Below are 15,949 nucleotides of genomic sequence, written 5' to 3'. Positions count from 1 at the left end.
AAGCTTCGGTAGCTGAGAAGAAGTATAATTAGGTATTGAAGAATGGTCTTTGAGTTTTATTAGTGAATAATCCTATATATAGTTGGATTATAGCTAGTAACGGTGTAGCAATCGTTATCCTTAGCTAGAGTGAGATTAGCTGTTTCACTCTCTGAGTCAAGTATGTGTGAGCAACTTGAAAAATAAGGTGGCACCACGTCTTAAACCACGTCCTTATCGATTATTTCGATAAGGACGTGGTTTTTTTGTAGACTATATTTTTAAGGAAGAAAAGGTTATTTCATTTTTTAATTAGAGAGGATGCAGGGGAAATGATGAAAAAAATTGTGCTTCAAACAGATTTTGGGTTAAACGATGGAGCAGTTAGTGCGATGTACGGGGTTGCGTTTGGTGTAGAACCATCCCTAGGAGTTTATGATTTAACACATGAGATACCACAATTCAATATTTGGGAGGCCTCTTATCGATTGTATCAGACAGTCCAATATTGGCCTGAAAATACAGTGTTTGTTTCTGTTGTTGATCCGGGGGTAGGAACACAACGTTTAAGTGTTGTTGCTAAAACATCAAATAATCATTATATTGTAACTCCAGATAATGGAACACTAACACATCTACATGAGAGTGTTGGAATTGTTTCTATTCGTCAAATTGACGAAATAGTAAATCGTCTACCTAATTCTGGCGAATCGTATACTTTTCATGGAAGAGATGTTTATGTTTATACAGCTGCTCGATTAGCTGCGGGAATAATTTCGTTTGAAGAAGTTGGACCAATTTTTGATGTAAATCAAGTTGTTACATTGCCACATCAAAAAGCAAAAGAAAAAAAGGACTTAATTGTTGGAAGCGTTGATATTTTAGATAGTCGCTTTGGTAATCTTTGGACGAATATTCCGCGTGAATTACTTTTTTCTCATGGAATATCTTATGGCGATCAACTAGAGATTATCATTTCAAATGATGATAATTATGTTTATCAAAATATAATCCAAATTGGACAATCGTTTGCGAATAGTCAGGTTGGCGAACCTATTTTATTCATTAATTCTTTAGATAAATTAGGAGTGGCAATCAATCAAGGATCATTTGCTCACATCCATCAGATTAAAAGCAGCGGCAATTGGCAAATAACGGTAAAAAAAACGACTAATTAATGATAAACTAATAAAAGAGTAGGAGAGATAAAAATGAAAAAGAAAGAACTATCCATTAAAACAATCGTTGCTATAGGAATTGGGTCGGCCGTTTTTGTTATTTTGTCAAGGTTTGCTGCAATTCCTACACCGATTCCTAATACGAGTATTCAAACAGCTTATGCATTTTTAGCCTTGATGGCAGTAGTTTTTGGACCAATTGCTGGAGGTTTGATTGGCTTAATTGGTCATACTTTAACGGATGCCATTTCTTATGGTTCAATATGGTGGAGTTGGGTTATCGTTTCTTTATTTGTAGGTCTTACGATTGGACTTTTAACAAAAAACATCCAATTGGAAGATGGAGAGTTTAATAAGAAAGATAAAATCCGTTTTAATATTAGTCAAGTTATCGCGCAAGTGATAGGTTGGTTTATATTAGCACCTACTTTAGATATTCTAATTTATGCAGAACCAGCGAATAAAGTCTTTACTCAAGGCATTGTAGCTGGAATCTCAAATATTATAACGGTTGGGGTTATCGGAACGATTTTATTAACAGCGTATGTAAAAACAAGGAATAAAAGTAATAGTTTAACGAAGGAATAATGATTCTTTAAATGGTGAAAAGGAGCCGAATTATGAACCGAGTGGCTATTGATTTCAAATCATACACGTTTAAATACCGCAGTCAAACGGAACCGACTTTAAAAGACATCAATTTAACGATTTACGAAGGTGAAAAAGTAGTGATTGTTGGTCCGTCTGGTTCAGGTAAGAGTACACTTGCTCATTGCATCAATGGATTAGTTCCTTTTGCGTACCGAGGAGAAAGTAAAGGCTCTTGCCAAATTAATAGAAAAGAAACGAAAACATTAGATATTTTTCAGCTATCAAAAATGGTAGGAACCGTACTGCAAGACTTGGATGGCCAATTTATTGGCCTTACGGTTGGAGAAGATATTGCTTTTGCTTTAGAAAATGATAGAGTTGAGCAAAATAAAATGCACGAAAAAGTCACTCAAGTTGCTGAATTAGTAAACATGAATGATTATTTAAATGCATCTATACATGAACTATCTGGTGGACAAAAGCAACGAGTCTCAATGGCGGGTGTACTTGTTGATGACGTTGATATCTTACTCTTTGATGAACCTTTGGCAAATTTAGATCCCTCAACTGGTAAACATGCGATTGACTGGATTGATAAGCTGCAAAAAAAAACAAATAAAACGATTGTCATCATCGAGCATCGTTTAGAAGATGTCTTATATCGAAATGTTGATCGTATTATTGTAATGAGTGAAGGTCGAATTGTTGCTGATGCTGCTCCAGAAAAGTTATTAACAACAAATGTGTTAGAAACTAGCTATCTTAGGGAACCCCTTTACTTAAAAGCTTTAAAATATGCTGGTGTAAAAGTTACACCAGAAATGCACCCAGAGCATATCGATTGTCTGCAGCTTACAGATCAAAATAAAGAACTGTTGAAAAAGTGGTATCAAGAATCTGATCCAATGAGTAATAATCGGAAAAAGAATACAGTACTACGAGTAGAAAATCTTTCTTATCATTATCCAAATGCAAGAAATACATTAACAGGAGTAACGTTTTCAATTCAAAAAGGTGAAATGGTTAGTATAGTTGGTAAAAATGGAGCAGGAAAATCAACGCTATCAAAACTAATCTGTGGTTTTGAACGTCAACAAACAGGTAGTATTATTTATAAAGGCAATGATATTAGTAAAGATACGATTACGAAGCGTGCTGAGGTTATTGGATTAGTTATGCAAAATCCCAATCAAATGATTTCTAAGCATTTAATTTTTGATGAAGTTGCTTTCGGACTAACGTTACGTAATGTACCAAAAGATCAAATAAAGGAACGTGTTCTAAAAACGTTAAAGATTTGTGGATTATATTCTTTTCGAAATTGGCCTATTTCGGCTTTAAGTTTTGGTCAAAAAAAAAGAGTAACCATTGCAGCTATTCTAGTCTTAGAGCCTGAAATACTGATATTAGACGAACCGACTGCTGGACAAGATTTTCGTCACTATACAGAAATTATGAATTTTTTAACAGAACTGAATCAACAAGGGGTAACGATTCTAATGATTACTCATGATATGCATCTAATGTTAGAATACACAACAAGAACTCTTGTCATTGGCGATGGTCAACTGTTAGCTGATTCTTCAGCAGTTGAGGTACTATCGAACCAGTCATTAATTACTCAAACAAATTTAACTAAGACATCCTTATATACACTAGTTAGAAAAATAGGGATTACAGACCAAGAAAAATTTGTTTCTACATTTATTAACTATGATAAGGGGGTACGGAAAATATGGCAATAGAACTATTAGCTTATATTGAACGTCATTCTTCTATTCATTCCTTATCAGGCGCGACTAAGTTAATGGTCTTTTTATTGTTCTCAACAGCTGCAATGTTGACATACGATACTCGTGTATTAGCTGGTCTATTCATCATCAGTTTATTTGTATTTGTTGTTTCTAAAATTAAACTCCGTGAAATCGGTTTTGTATTAGTTTTCATTTTATTTTTTTTACTATTAAACAATATAGCTATTTACTTATTCTCGCCTCAAGAAGGCGTTAAAATATACGGAACAAGTCATGAACTTATCCATATTTTTGGAAGATATAATCTTACTTTAGAACAACTTTTTTATCAATTAAATGTAACGTTAAAATATTTTGTTGTGATTCCGGTAGCTTTGCTTTTTATTGTTACGACTCATCCTAGTGAGTTTGCTGCTTCACTTAATAAAATAGGTGTCAATTATAAGATTGCTTATTCGGTTTCTCTTGCATTACGTTACATTCCAGATATTCAACGTGATTATCGAAATATCTCACAAACACAACAAGCAAGGGGCATTGATATTTCTCGAAATGAAAAAATGGCAAAACGTATTAAAAATATTTCTGCTATTATCATTCCTTTAATTTTATCTAGTTTGGATCGTATTGAAGTAATTAGTAATGCGATGGAATTAAGGGGTTTTGGTAAATACAAAAAACGTAGTTGGTACAACGAAAAGAAAGCAACAAAGAGAGATTTTATTACTATTTTTATAGGTATACTTATTTTTGTTGGTAGTTTATGGATAACTTTTCAAAATGGTAGTCGCTTTTATAATCCTTTCCAATGAAAAAATCGATAATCTTTAAAAAGAAATTAAGTTCTAATTTAATTTGGAAAGTTAGACACGATTCTATTTTATGAGGCATGGGAATAGAATAATAAAAAGGAGATGATAAATATGGTTTGGATTAAAAATATTTATTTAGAGACGGGTTATGAAGAAGTTAAACCGAATAAATTTATAACAGTAACGGCTGAGTTTGCTATAGAAGTAGAAAACGGAAAAATTAAGACAATTTCCTCAGAAAAAATAAAAACAGATAGCAGTGTAATTGATGCAAAAGGATATATAGCGTTGCCTTCACTACAAGACAATCATATTCATTTAGATAAAGGCCATTTTGGCGGCGAATGGCAAGCTGCTATTCCTGCATCAGGAGTAGCGGAGAGAATCCAAGAAGAGAAAGAGTTTTTAAGAGATTTTCTTCCTGAAACACCAAAAAAAGCACAGGCTTTAATTGATTTAATTTGTGGCAGAGGAGCTACTTTTTTAAGAGTTCAAACAAACGTGGATTCAGTTATAGAATTGGATAATTTGGTATGTGTTAAAAATGTTCTGGAAAAAAATAAACATCGCTTAGATTATGAAATTGTTGCATTCCCCCAACATGGTACACTAACAACAGAAAAAAAAGGTTTGTTAACTGACGCTTTAGCGAGTGATGATAGTCTCATATTAGGCGGATTAGATCCTGCAACGATTGATACCGATATAGAAAAATCATTACACACGACGTTTACACTAGCAAGTCATTATCAGCGAGAAATAGATTACCATTTACATGATCGTGGTACGCTGGGATTATTTGAAATTAATCGAATTATTGATTATACAAAAAAGTATCAATTAGAAGGGAAAGTACAAATTAGCCATGCACTTGCTTTGGCAGATGGAGATGCAGATATTATCCAAACGATTTCAAAACGGTTAGCAGAGGCTAAAATAGGTATAAATACGACTATTCCAATTGATACAACTGTTTTACCTGTATTTTTACTTCAAAAAAATGGTGTGAAAGTGCGAGTGGTCAATGATAATATTAATGATCATTGGAGTCCTTTTGGTTCAGGAGATTTAATTGAAAGAGCTAGCCGAGCCGCAGAAGTCTTTTCGATGCAAGATGAAAGATCACTTTCACAAGCCTACTCTTTAGTTTCAGATGGTTTAACTCCTTTAAATAATAAAGGTGAACAGCAATGGCCAAAAGTAGGCGATCCGGCTAATTTCTTATTTGCAAAAGCAGCTAGTTCTGCAGAGTTAATTGCAAGAATTTGTCCAGAAAGAGTTGTTATGTTCAAGGGAGAGCTTGTTTCAGGGATGTTTGAATAAAATTTTAGAGATAAATGATAAACTAGCCGAAAATCCTATCTATTCGTTCAATACCAAAAGAGTACTGAATGAGTAAATAGGTTTTTTTTGATTTGACTTTAGATAGTAAAAGTAAATAAGAAGTAGGCTACTTAACGAGCTTGGGATTGAGATCGAGCCACTTTTCCTTGTAAACGTAAACCAACGATAACAGCAATAACGGCTTTGATAATATCTCCAGGAATAAAAAGAAATAATCCCATTTGCAAAATTTGGATAACAGAAAAATTTCCGCCCAAGTAACTATTTAGAATGATCGTCATATAAGGTAGTCCAATTAAATAAATAATGATAGATCCAACGATAACAGCTAACGAAGCAACTTTAAGTGTATAGCCATATTTCTCTAAGATAAAGGCGATAACATAAGCTCCAGCAGCAAATCCAAAAACAAAACCAAAACTAGGACTTAGAACTGCTTGAAACCCACCTATCAATATAGATAAAAGAAGATGAATTCCTTGAGAAATTAAAGCATTTCTTTTAGACAAGATTAATCCAGTTAGTAATACGAATAAAGTTTGTAAAGTTAGCGGGATAGGTCCGAGTGGAATAGTAAGAAATCCACTAAGAAAAGTCAATGCAGCCATAATGCTAGAATAAGTGATGTCACGAGTACTTAATTTCATAATAGTTATTCCCCTTTTTAATTAAATGGACGTTGAATGGTAATTTCACCATAAGATAAAGTTTGAAGTTGCCCATCCTCCAATTTTACGATCAGCCCACCTTGCTGATCAATATCAATAGGTATAGCTTTAAAATCTTGTTTGCCTTGTTTAAAATGAATTGTTTTGCCAAAAACGAAGCAACGTTTTTTGTAATCATCAAGAAAGTCTCTTTTTCCAATTTCTCGGTAAATCTGATAGAATTGATTTATAATTTCTGCAATTAATTCATTACGCATTATTTTAGTATCTTCCTCATTTAATAAGCTCCCTGCAATAGATTCTAGTTCTGGTGGAAAACCAGCAACAGGTGTCTTAAAGTTTAAGCCAATTCCTAAAATAATCGTATCAATCGTTCTGTTTTCAAAATTAGTGACTGCTTCGGTCAGAATACCAGCAATTTTGTAGTCGTTTAAATAAATATCATTAACCCATTTGATTGAAGGTTTTTTTTCTGTTATTTTTTCGATAGCTAGACAAACCGCAACAGCTGCAGCCGTTGTAATCAGAGTCGCATCTGTAGTTGTTAGATTTGGTTTTAAGATTAAACTCATATAGATTCCTGTTTTAGGAGGCGAATAAAAAAATCTGCCTAAACGCCCTTTGCCTTTTAGTTGTTCCTCAGAAAGAACGATGGCTGCTTCAGAGGAGTGTTCAATAGCAATTTTTTTTGCTTCTTGATTTGTTGATTCAATTGCTTTAAATAAATAAAAGGGTTGCCTTTTTAATTCTTGCATTAAAAGTGGTCGAATAGCTTCACTGGATAGTAAATCTGATTCTGTAGAAAGACTGTACCCTTTATTCGTTTTTGCTTCAATATCGTAACCTTCTTTTCTAAGAGTAGAAATTGCTTTCCAGATTGAAGTACGTGAAACGTCTAGACATCTAGCTAAATCCTGTCCAGAGATGGTTTGCCCTTTCTGTTGTTCTAAGATTGCTAATAATTTATTTTTGGTTGACATGTACTCACCTCTTGATTGATTCTAAATAAAACATTAAAGGTTGTCAACTTATTTTTTTAAAAGGGTAACAATCAGAAAGTGAAACCAATTGCACAGTTAGTATCAGGCGCTAAAATAAAAAAGAGGAGGTTTTAATAGTGAACGAAATGACTAAACGAATTTACTATGCTAAAATACCTAATCCTAAGTGGTCTATTTATTTAGCTGCAACAGAAAAAGGGCTATGTTTTGTTGGCTCATTAAATGGAGGGAAGATAGAGATAGAAAAATGGATGGAAAAAAACAAAATAAAAGCTTCATATGAGGAAAATCAAAGTGAAATAACGCTATACGCTGCGCAACTAGAAGAATATTTTAATGGTCAAAGAACAAGTTTTGATTTCTCAACAGATATAAAAGGAACGGAATTCCAAGAAAAAGTATGGGCAGAATTAAACCAAATTCCTTATGGAGAAACGCTAACTTATGGAGAACTAGCAAAAAAGATAGGACAACCTAATTCTTCTCGCGCAGTCGGATCAGCGATAGGGAAAAATCCGTTACTCATTATCGTTCCTTGTCATCGTGTTATTCATAAGAGTGGAAAAGTATCAGGTTATCGTGGGCCTATAGACATGAAAAATAAGTTGCTACTTTTAGAAAATTCAAAGTAAGTAAGGGTAGAAAAAGAGTAGCCGTTTGTCAATGAAGTTGTTCTGCAATCTATTTTCTTTATTTTTTAAGAAAATAGGTTGTATTTTATATTTAAATAAGGTATTCTTTAAAACGTAACAGTTACGATTTAAGGGGTGCTTAGAATAGTGTCTTAAAAAAATAGGAGTTGAATTTATTATGATGAAGAAAAATAAAAAATTGATTATATCAGTACTATCATTGGGTTTGCTATTGTTAGTAAGTGCTTGCGGAAACACTGATTCTCAAGTAGAAGAAAATGGGAAATTGAAAGTAGTAACAACTTTTTATCCTATGTATGATTTCACGAAAAATATTGTACAAGATAAAGCTGATGTTTCTCTTTTAATTCCGGCAGGAACTGAGCCACATGATTTTGAACCTAGTGCAAAAATGGTTGCATCGATTGAAAATGCAGATATTTTTATTTATAATAGTGAAGAAATGGAAACGTGGGTACCCAGTACACTTGAAGCAGTTGATACAAGAAAAGTTACAATTATTAACGCTAGTAAAGGGATAGAGTTTATAGAGAATATCGATTCTGAAGATGAAAATCATGAAGATGTTGGAGAAGATCATCAACATTCAGTAGATCCGCATGTATGGTTGAATCCGATGTTAGCAAAAGCAGAAGTAAAAAATATTCAAACTGGTTTAGCGAAAGTAGATCAAGAAAATGCATCATTCTATCAAAAGAATGCAAAAGAATACAATGAAAAATTAGATCAATTAGATCAAGAATTTAAAACAGCTTTTAAAAATGCTAAAAATAGAACATTTGTTACACAACATGCCGCTTTTGCATACTTAGCAAAGCAGTATAACCTAACTCAAGTTTCAATATCAGGCTTATCATCTGAAACGGAACCAAGTCCGTCGAAACTGGCTGAATTATCAAAATATGCAAAAGAAAATGATGTTCGTTATATTTATTTTGAAAATAATACTTCTTCAAAAATAGCAGAAACACTAGCAGCAGAAGCTAATATAGAATTAGCTGTTTTAGACCCGATTGAAGGCGTTACAAAAAAAGAACAAGAAGTTGGAACGGATTATATTCAAGTAATGAAAAACAATCTTGAATCACTGAAAAAAAGCATTCAATAATGAGTTGACATTCAACTAGCCACTTTAACTATACTTACTCATTTGTTTGTATTGCCGTTAAATTGGCTAGTTTTTTGTGGTAGACTAATAAAGGTTACAAGCACTATCTTTTAAAAAGAAAGAAAATTAAAGCAATAAGTTTTTAGCTAAAATAGAGTAACACTAATTTTATTCTATTTGTAAACAAGAAAGGGTAAGAAAATGAAAAAAATGAATACATATTACTGGGCAATTGGAATAACGATTGCAATTCTAATGGGTAGACAGATTCCAGTTGTTTATGCAGAAAATAATAGCTTGGTAGATAGCGAAATAATCAAAGAAAGTGAATTAATCCAAAGTGAAAGTTCTATTCTTGCAGATATTTATGAGAATACTTTGATTTATAACAGTAAAGTAGAACCTGAATCTAAAGTATCATTAACGATAAAAGGTCAAGAAGAGAAAAAAATCAATATTCCAGTAGCCACTAATGGAAGATTCATAATAAACTTCAGTCTATACAGGATTGAAGTTGGAGACAAATTAATTTTTAATGTTAGTAAAAAGATAAAAGAGAATGAATACAAAGAAGAGCAAATTCTAAAAGAGGTTTTAGAAAAAAAAGTTGGAGCAGAAATCATTCTTTATCAAGAAAATAGTTTACAAGAGGATGAAATGTTAAAAGCAACGAACGTATCCGAAATTTATACACATTCAAAAGAAATTCGTGGTAAAACAATGTTGGGAACAGAGATTTATCTAGTTAGTGAAGGGGAGGTAAATAAACCTATCTATCCGGATGATGTAACTGGGAAATTCAATTGGGTATTTGATGAAAATCAAATAGAAAGTTATGAAGGTAAAAAGTTTCAGTTTGTTTTTATATCTAATGGAATAATGACTGTTCTAGATAAAACGGTTTTGAAACCTACTAAAGAATGGGAAATGAGAGTAGAAGAAATCAGAAAGGCAACAAAATTACCGGATATTTTCCAAGGTATGCTAAATTATGAAGGAAAGACACTACCAAATGCTATAATAAAAGGATTTTACCTAAATGAATTATTGTTTGAAGTTGTATCAGATAAAGATGGGAACTTTACAGTTAATGGCAAAATATTATCAGATATTCCTTTAGGAGACTCACTTACCTTAATGATAGTAGATAGGAAAGGTGTCTACCTATCCATAAAAAAAGAAATTCTACCTAAGAAAGAAGAGGTAGAAGAGGTAGAAAAGAAACCTGGATTAGATACTGGAAAAGATGAGAATCTTCGCGAGGAGCAAACGAATTCTAAAGAGAATCCATCTATACCTCTCGTGAAAGATGATCAGGACGAGATTGTTGTCTATTTGCCTACTCAATCTAAAGAGCCAGATTTACAAGAGAAGACAGAACTAAAAGATGGTTCTGCGGATGTTGTTCCTGAATCTAACCTTTCTGGGACGAATACTTTTCTAAGTAGTACCCCAGAAGAGACGATAAATGAGGCAAATAAAGTAAGGGAAACAAAGAAAGTTGAAGGCAGTGATTTTGCTGTTCTAGCTACAATTGTCTTAATAGGGACAGCGGCAATGTCTGGATTGTTGTATAAATACTAATAACAAATAATGGATGAGGCTTATTGTCTCTTCTTTTTTTTTTGCACATTATTTATCGATGAGAGCTGGAAAATCAGTATGAAACACTTTGAATAACGAATTATAACGAATAGTTTTCTTTTATTATTCGTTATTAAGGTTGACTTGTTCTTTAATGGTCGCTTATAATAAAGGAGTAGTTAAAATATGCGAACAAAGGTGAGATGGATGGATAAAATAGTTAAGGTTATAAAGGGAACAGGTTTTTCTAGTATTTCTGCCCAAGAAATTGAAATTTTGGAGCAATACTTATATTGTATTGATAAAAACGGGATAATTATTAAACGTTTAAATCCTTCAGATTCACAGTATAATCAGACTCTGCAAGAGGCTAAAGAGACCAATAAGTTAATCGCGCTAGAAGAAGGACAGTACTTATTACCAGGATTTATTGATCTGCATATTCATGCTCCGCAGTGGGGTCAAAGTGGTACTGCTTTAGATATTCCATTGCATCAATGGTTAGATACATATACATTTCCTTTAGAATCAAAATTCAACGATAATATGTTTGCTGAGAAGGTTTACTCTCATTTAGTTGACACATTATTAGCACACGGAACAACAACTGGTCTTTATTTTGCAACGATACATGAGGAGGCTAGTTACAAACTAGCTGAGATTTGTGCGAAAAAAGGACAGCGAGGATTAGTTGGGAAAGTTGTTATGGATGACCTGGAACAAAACCCTGAATATTATCGTGATAAAGACACAAAAACAGCTTTAGAAGATACAGAGAGTTTTATTAAACGTATAAAAACATTGCAACCTGAAATAAAACAAGGAGTATATCCGGTTATTATTCCAAGGTTTGTACCTAGTTGTACAGACCAAGCCCTAGAAGGGTTAGGAGAATTAACAGCAAAGTATGATGTACATGTAACGAGTCATTGTAGCGAAAGTGACTGGGAGCATGGCTATGTTAAGGAAAGATTCGGAAAAAACGACGCTCAAGTTTTGAATGACTATGGACTACTAACAGATAAATCAGTTATGGCGCATTGTAATTTTCTAAGTGATGCTGATGCCTTAACATTCAAGAAACAAGGAACAGCTATTGCTCATTGTCCAATATCAAATGCATATTTTGCAAATGGTGTAATTCCTATTAAAAAATTTCATGAGCTTGGAGTAGAAATTGGCTTAGGAACAGATCTTTCAGGAGGATTCGATCCGAGTGTTTATTCAGCTATTCGCCAGGCTGTTATTTCATCTAGGATGCTTGAAGACGGTGTAGACACAAGTAAATCTCCTATCGAAAGAAGCACAACAGATAAATCAAGAATTACAGTTAAAGAAGCTTTTTATTTTGCAACAGCTGGTGGAGGAGAAAGTTTAAGTCTTCCAATAGGACGTCTAGCAGAAAACTATGCTTTTGATGCTCAAGTTATAGATACGAGAACACCGAATGCTTCAATGCCTATTTTTAATGATTCTGAACCTCTGGAAGATATTTTCCAAAAGTTACTTTACTTAACTAAACGTGAGAACATTACTTCGGTATGGGTTCAAGGTGAAAAAATTAAAAAATAAGGAGAATCGTATAACATATGGAAACTACTCAAACAAATATAAAGTTAACAGTCGGTACAAATGATTCGGTATCTTGGGTTCAAAGTATTGTTTTGGGGCTACAACACTTACTTGCAATGGATGTTTATGTTGTTCCGTTTATAGTAGCGATGATGGTTGGTTTTACTTCTGGGCAGTCGGCTATATTAATACAGTCTACGTTTATTGCAGCAGGTATCGCAACAATAATTCAATCAGGATTATTAATGAAAATGCCGGTCGCACAAGGCGCTTCATTTATTCCGATTGGCGCTATTGCTGGGATTACTTTAGCAAATGGAGGCGGAATGGAAGGTTGGGGGGCGGCTATGGGAGCGAGTTTTGTAGGTGCTATTCTAGTAGTTGTTTTAGGATTTACGGGCCTTTTTCATAAGTTCATTGACTCCTTTGTCCCTTCTATTGTTGGAGGAACAATTATTTTCTGTGTGGGTCTCTCCTTGATGCCAGCGGCTGTAAATGATAATGTTTATAAAAGTGCGGTTGGAACAATTGGTCAAAATATTTTTTTAGCCATAACAACGGGCACCGTTATGATCGTTTGTTCTTTATTAGGGAATCATTTATCAAAAGGAGGTCGCTTATTCCGAGTTGCTTCTGTTATTATCGCTTTAGTAACAGGAAGTATCTTGGCCAGCTTCATGGGAATGTTAGATTTATCTTCCGTAGCACAAGCAAAATGGTTTTCAATGCCACAACTACTTTTCAAAGATTTTACGTTCTCTTTTAACTTTTCTGCGATTGTAACAATGTTGATTATTTATATCGTTTTATTAGCAGAAACAACCGGTACATGGCTAGCTGTCAGTAATGTTACAAAAACACCATTGAATAAAGAATATATTAACAGAGGAGTCATTGGTGAAGGATTAGGATGTTTAGTCGCTTCTTTATTAGGAACAACTCCGGTAACGGGATATTCTTCAAATGCAGGTATTATTACGATTACAGGTATTGCTAGTCGTCGTGTATTCGTAGCGGCGGGAGGTCTATTTATTATTTTTGGCTTATCTGGTAAACTATCTGCTTTAATTTCAACTATCCCTTCAGCTGTTATTGGTGGAGTATTCGCACTTGTGTGCGGGATCATTGCTATGGGTGGATTTCAAATTATAAAGCAAACACAAATCGGACAAAAAGAGATGTATGTTATTTCGATTCCTATTTTATTAATAGTAGCGTTGCTATTCTTGCCAAAAGAGTACTTAAGTAGCTTACCAACAATGGTTAACTACTTGTTTAGTTCTCCAATAGCGATAGCTTCATTAGCTTCAATTGTTCTTAATAAATTATTGCCAAATGATTAAATAAATAAGAGGCTGGGACATAACTAGTTAAAAATTAAAAAAGGCTTGAAATCATTTTTACAAAACATTGATTTCAAGCCTTTTTATTAGTCTAATTTTAGTGGGAAACTATATACTTATCCGTTTTTTAGCCTCTTTGATTTAAAATATATCTATACATAGTTTTTTATATAAATGATGAAGCGCAAAGGAATATTTTGAAATTTTGTATTTACTTAGAAGAGAATGCTATAATTGCACTTAAATGAGTACTAGTACAAAAAGGAGATAGAAGTGTGGCCAACATTAAAGATGTAGCAAAACTATCAGGGTGTTCAGTAACAACGGTATCACGAGTATTGAATAATCACCCACATGTATCAAAAGAAAAGAAACAACGAATTTTAACTGTAATCAAAGAACTAGACTATGCACCCAATAGCCAAGCAAGAGATCTTATTTTAGGTGCTTCAAAAAATATTGGTGTTGTTATCCCTAATGTGAATCATTCTTATTTTGAAAAAATTATCAGCGGCGTTATTGAATCAGCTTTTGAAATCGGCTACGCAGTTACACTATTGCCTACTAATTATGATCCCAAAATAGAAAAAAGTTATTTTCAACAGTTAAAAACTAAACGTCTAGATGCTTTGATTTTGACCTCTAAATGCAATTCATTAGCAGAAATTGAAAAAAATACTAAATACGGTCCCATTATTTGCTGTGAAGATACTCAAAATTACGCGATTCCAAGTGTCTATGCCGATCGAGGAAAAGCCTATACTGAAATATTCAATTATTTAAAAGATGCTGGATATAAAAATATTGGCGTGACAATCAATCGTAGTGAAGAAGTTAGTGCAAGTTCAAAAACAAATATTGAAAGTTATGAAAAAGTTTTAGGAATACCCATTGAAGGGAATATCGTGCGAAATTGCTCAACAATGGAAGATGGGAAGATGGCAGCTAGTTATTTCTTTGAAGAAGGTCGTAATTTTGATGCCATTGTAACAAATGGAGATCATGTTGCTAGTGGTATATACAAATATGCTAAGGACCATCAGTTAAGTCAACCGTTACTGATTGGGCAAGAAAATCTTGCTATAAGCGAAGTTTTGTCGTTTACCACAATTGACTTTCATTTGAAAAAGATAGGTAGCGCAGCATTTCAGCTAGCAGTAAGTGGAGAAATGGAAAAACAAATTTTTCCGTATTCCATTATTAAACGAATGCCAGACTGAGGTTGGAAATTGAATAATGAACTAAATAGGCGAGATAAATTATTCAGTAAACTATAAGATAAAGGATGATCTGAAAGAGTTCTCTTGAATTTTTTATTTAGAAGCTTGAAATTTATGGATGATTTCAGTTAAAGATTCTTGTAATGTGATAGCTGGCCTATTAAGTAACGAAGGCAAATCAGAGCTTTCACTATCCAGGTCTCCTCGTCTGATAGATTGTTGAACTTCAACGTAAAAATCAAGGTATCCTTCAGGAATATCTTGCTCAATTAAGTGTTCTCTGTACTCGCGATCGTCTACTTGTAAAAGTGGAACTTCTCTATCCAAAAGGGTAGATAGAATTGTAGCCATATCTTCATAAGTAGAAGGAATACCGGATAACTCATAAATGGTATTCTCGTGGTTATCTGTGCTTAAAATAGCAGCTGCGGCTTGGGCGTAATCTAGTCTGGGAACCCATCCAACTCGACCATCACCTGCTGAAGTTACTAAAGGAGCGCCTTCTACTATTGATTTTAAAATATCTATTTCATTTTCGATATACCAATTATTTCTTAAAAAAGAATAGGGGATACCTGTTTCATGTATCATTTTTTCTGTAATACGATGAACTTCAGCAACGGTTAAGTGACTAGTTTGGGGTTTAGTGCAACTGGTATAAGCAATAAAACGAACACCAGCAGCTTTAGCTGAAAAAATAGCATTCCGATGATGTGTGATGCGTGTTTCATTATCTCCCTGGGAAGATATTAACAATAATTTATCCACACCACTGAAAGCTCGCTCTAAAGATTCGCTATCTTCGTAGTCAGCCTGACGAACATCTACACCTTTTAGTGCGAATTCTTGAGCTTTTTTTGGATCGCGTACGGCAATAGCCAATTGTTCTGTAAGAATACCCTTTTCTAATAAAATCTGTACAATTTTTTTGCCTAACAAACCTGTGGCTCCAGTAATTAAAATCGTCAATTGAAGTCCTCCTTAGTTTATAGTCATAACGGGGTAGAAAACGTTTTCTTTCTATTAGTTTACTATTGAATAAGACGTTAGGCAAATGAAACAACTACCTTTATTTGTAAAAAATTAAACAGAATGGATGAAATAGTTATTAAAATAGTATAGAATGATAAGAGTAGATAGTA

The 15,949-nt window shown here is 33.5% G+C and carries 14 protein-coding genes and 1 other annotated feature (1 of these 15 cut by a window edge); of the genes, 11 read left to right on the top strand and 3 right to left on the bottom strand.

Annotated features, from left to right (window positions below):
• Nucleotides 1–218: a binding site (T-box leader), on the top strand; it begins 46 nt to the left of the window's first position.
• A gap of 93 nt (nucleotides 219–311) precedes the next feature.
• From WBF61_RS09525 to WBF61_RS09505, 5 genes are all read left to right on the top strand, one after another.
• A complete protein-coding gene (locus WBF61_RS09525) occupies nucleotides 312–1,157 on the top strand; it encodes an SAM hydrolase/SAM-dependent halogenase family protein (RefSeq protein ID WP_424255987.1) in 846 nt (281 codons plus the stop codon).
• A 33-nt stretch (nucleotides 1,158–1,190) separates the two neighbouring features.
• Nucleotides 1,191–1,745, top strand: a complete 555-nt coding sequence (locus tag WBF61_RS09520) for an ECF-type riboflavin transporter substrate-binding protein (RefSeq protein ID WP_424255985.1) — start codon at nucleotides 1,191–1,193, stop codon at nucleotides 1,743–1,745.
• 32 nt (nucleotides 1,746–1,777) lie between these two features.
• The gene (locus WBF61_RS09515; RefSeq protein ID WP_424255983.1) at nucleotides 1,778–3,493 is read left to right on the top strand and encodes an ABC transporter ATP-binding protein; all 1,716 of its coding nucleotides are present in this window, start codon (nucleotides 1,778–1,780) and stop codon (nucleotides 3,491–3,493) included.
• Nucleotides 3,484–4,314, top strand: coding sequence for an energy-coupling factor transporter transmembrane component T family protein (locus WBF61_RS09510; RefSeq protein ID WP_424255981.1), 831 nt, complete (start codon nucleotides 3,484–3,486; stop codon nucleotides 4,312–4,314). The genes WBF61_RS09515 and WBF61_RS09510 overlap by 10 nt, the downstream gene beginning before the upstream one ends.
• Nucleotides 4,315–4,425: 111 nt before the next feature.
• Nucleotides 4,426–5,637, top strand: coding sequence for an amidohydrolase (locus WBF61_RS09505; protein ID WP_424255979.1), 1,212 nt, complete (start codon nucleotides 4,426–4,428; stop codon nucleotides 5,635–5,637).
• A 131-nt stretch (nucleotides 5,638–5,768) separates the two neighbouring features.
• On the opposite strand, the gene WBF61_RS09500 is transcribed toward WBF61_RS09505, so the two are convergent.
• Both WBF61_RS09500 and WBF61_RS09495 read right to left on the bottom strand, forming a co-directional pair.
• Nucleotides 5,769–6,305, bottom strand: coding sequence for a biotin transporter BioY (locus WBF61_RS09500; RefSeq protein ID WP_424255977.1), 537 nt, complete (start codon nucleotides 6,303–6,305; stop codon nucleotides 5,769–5,771).
• 17 nt (nucleotides 6,306–6,322) lie between these two features.
• Nucleotides 6,323–7,306, bottom strand: coding sequence for a biotin--[acetyl-CoA-carboxylase] ligase (locus tag WBF61_RS09495; RefSeq protein ID WP_424255976.1), 984 nt, complete (start codon nucleotides 7,304–7,306; stop codon nucleotides 6,323–6,325).
• Nucleotides 7,307–7,452: 146 nt separating this feature from the next.
• Between WBF61_RS09495 and WBF61_RS09490 the strand changes: the two genes are divergently transcribed.
• The 6 genes from WBF61_RS09490 to WBF61_RS09465 all read left to right on the top strand — a co-directional run bounded on the left by WBF61_RS09490 (nucleotide 7,453) and on the right by WBF61_RS09465 (nucleotide 14,807).
• Nucleotides 7,453–7,959 carry a methylated-DNA--[protein]-cysteine S-methyltransferase gene (locus WBF61_RS09490; protein ID WP_424256013.1) on the top strand — a complete coding sequence of 169 codons (507 nt, stop codon included), beginning with the start codon at nucleotides 7,453–7,455 and terminating at the stop codon, nucleotides 7,957–7,959.
• A gap of 178 nt (nucleotides 7,960–8,137) precedes the next feature.
• Entirely contained in the window at nucleotides 8,138–9,088 is a 951-nt protein-coding gene (locus tag WBF61_RS09485) for a metal ABC transporter substrate-binding protein (RefSeq protein ID WP_424255975.1), read from the top strand.
• A 201-nt stretch (nucleotides 9,089–9,289) separates the two neighbouring features.
• A complete protein-coding gene (locus tag WBF61_RS09480; protein WP_424255973.1) occupies nucleotides 9,290–10,672 on the top strand; it encodes a hypothetical protein in 1,383 nt (460 codons plus the stop codon).
• 186 nt (nucleotides 10,673–10,858) lie between these two features.
• Entirely contained in the window at nucleotides 10,859–12,244 is a 1,386-nt protein-coding gene (gene guaD, locus WBF61_RS09475) for a guanine deaminase (RefSeq protein WP_424255971.1), read from the top strand.
• A gap of 17 nt (nucleotides 12,245–12,261) precedes the next feature.
• Nucleotides 12,262–13,587, top strand: coding sequence for a uracil-xanthine permease family protein (locus tag WBF61_RS09470; RefSeq protein WP_424255970.1), 1,326 nt, complete (start codon nucleotides 12,262–12,264; stop codon nucleotides 13,585–13,587).
• A gap of 275 nt (nucleotides 13,588–13,862) precedes the next feature.
• Entirely contained in the window at nucleotides 13,863–14,807 is a 945-nt protein-coding gene (locus tag WBF61_RS09465) for a LacI family DNA-binding transcriptional regulator (RefSeq protein WP_424255968.1), read from the top strand.
• A 93-nt stretch (nucleotides 14,808–14,900) separates the two neighbouring features.
• Here the strand turns inward: WBF61_RS09465 and WBF61_RS09460 are convergent, their stop codons facing one another.
• A complete protein-coding gene (locus tag WBF61_RS09460; RefSeq protein WP_424255966.1) occupies nucleotides 14,901–15,776 on the bottom strand; it encodes an SDR family oxidoreductase in 876 nt (291 codons plus the stop codon).
• Between the last annotated feature and the right edge of the window lie 173 nt (nucleotides 15,777–15,949).

It is taken from the genome of Carnobacterium sp. (assembly GCF_049673005.1).
Classification (GTDB): Bacteria; Bacillota; Bacilli; order Lactobacillales; family Carnobacteriaceae; genus Carnobacterium_A.
This window is presented reverse-complemented; position numbering and strand designations above follow the sequence as displayed.

Bases quoted from the DNA above. Each gene is read 5' to 3' on its own strand.
- WBF61_RS09525 (WP_424255987.1), top strand. From the start codon at position 312: ATGATGAAAAAAATTGTGCTTCAAACAGATTTTGGGTTAAACGATGGA.
- WBF61_RS09520 (WP_424255985.1), top strand. From the start codon at position 1,191: ATGAAAAAGAAAGAACTATCCATTAAAACAATCGTTGCTATAGGAATT.
- WBF61_RS09515 (WP_424255983.1), top strand. From the start codon at position 1,778: ATGAACCGAGTGGCTATTGATTTCAAATCATACACGTTTAAATACCGC.
- WBF61_RS09510 (WP_424255981.1), top strand. From the start codon at position 3,484: ATGGCAATAGAACTATTAGCTTATATTGAACGTCATTCTTCTATTCAT.
- WBF61_RS09505 (WP_424255979.1), top strand. From the start codon at position 4,426: ATGGTTTGGATTAAAAATATTTATTTAGAGACGGGTTATGAAGAAGTT.
- WBF61_RS09500 (WP_424255977.1), bottom strand. From the start codon at position 6,305: ATGAAATTAAGTACTCGTGACATCACTTATTCTAGCATTATGGCTGCA.
- WBF61_RS09495 (WP_424255976.1), bottom strand. From the start codon at position 7,306: ATGTCAACCAAAAATAAATTATTAGCAATCTTAGAACAACAGAAAGGG.
- WBF61_RS09490 (WP_424256013.1), top strand. From the start codon at position 7,453: ATGACTAAACGAATTTACTATGCTAAAATACCTAATCCTAAGTGGTCT.
- WBF61_RS09485 (WP_424255975.1), top strand. From the start codon at position 8,138: ATGATGAAGAAAAATAAAAAATTGATTATATCAGTACTATCATTGGGT.
- WBF61_RS09480 (WP_424255973.1), top strand. From the start codon at position 9,290: ATGAAAAAAATGAATACATATTACTGGGCAATTGGAATAACGATTGCA.
- guaD (WP_424255971.1), top strand. From the start codon at position 10,859: ATGCGAACAAAGGTGAGATGGATGGATAAAATAGTTAAGGTTATAAAG.
- WBF61_RS09470 (WP_424255970.1), top strand. From the start codon at position 12,262: ATGGAAACTACTCAAACAAATATAAAGTTAACAGTCGGTACAAATGAT.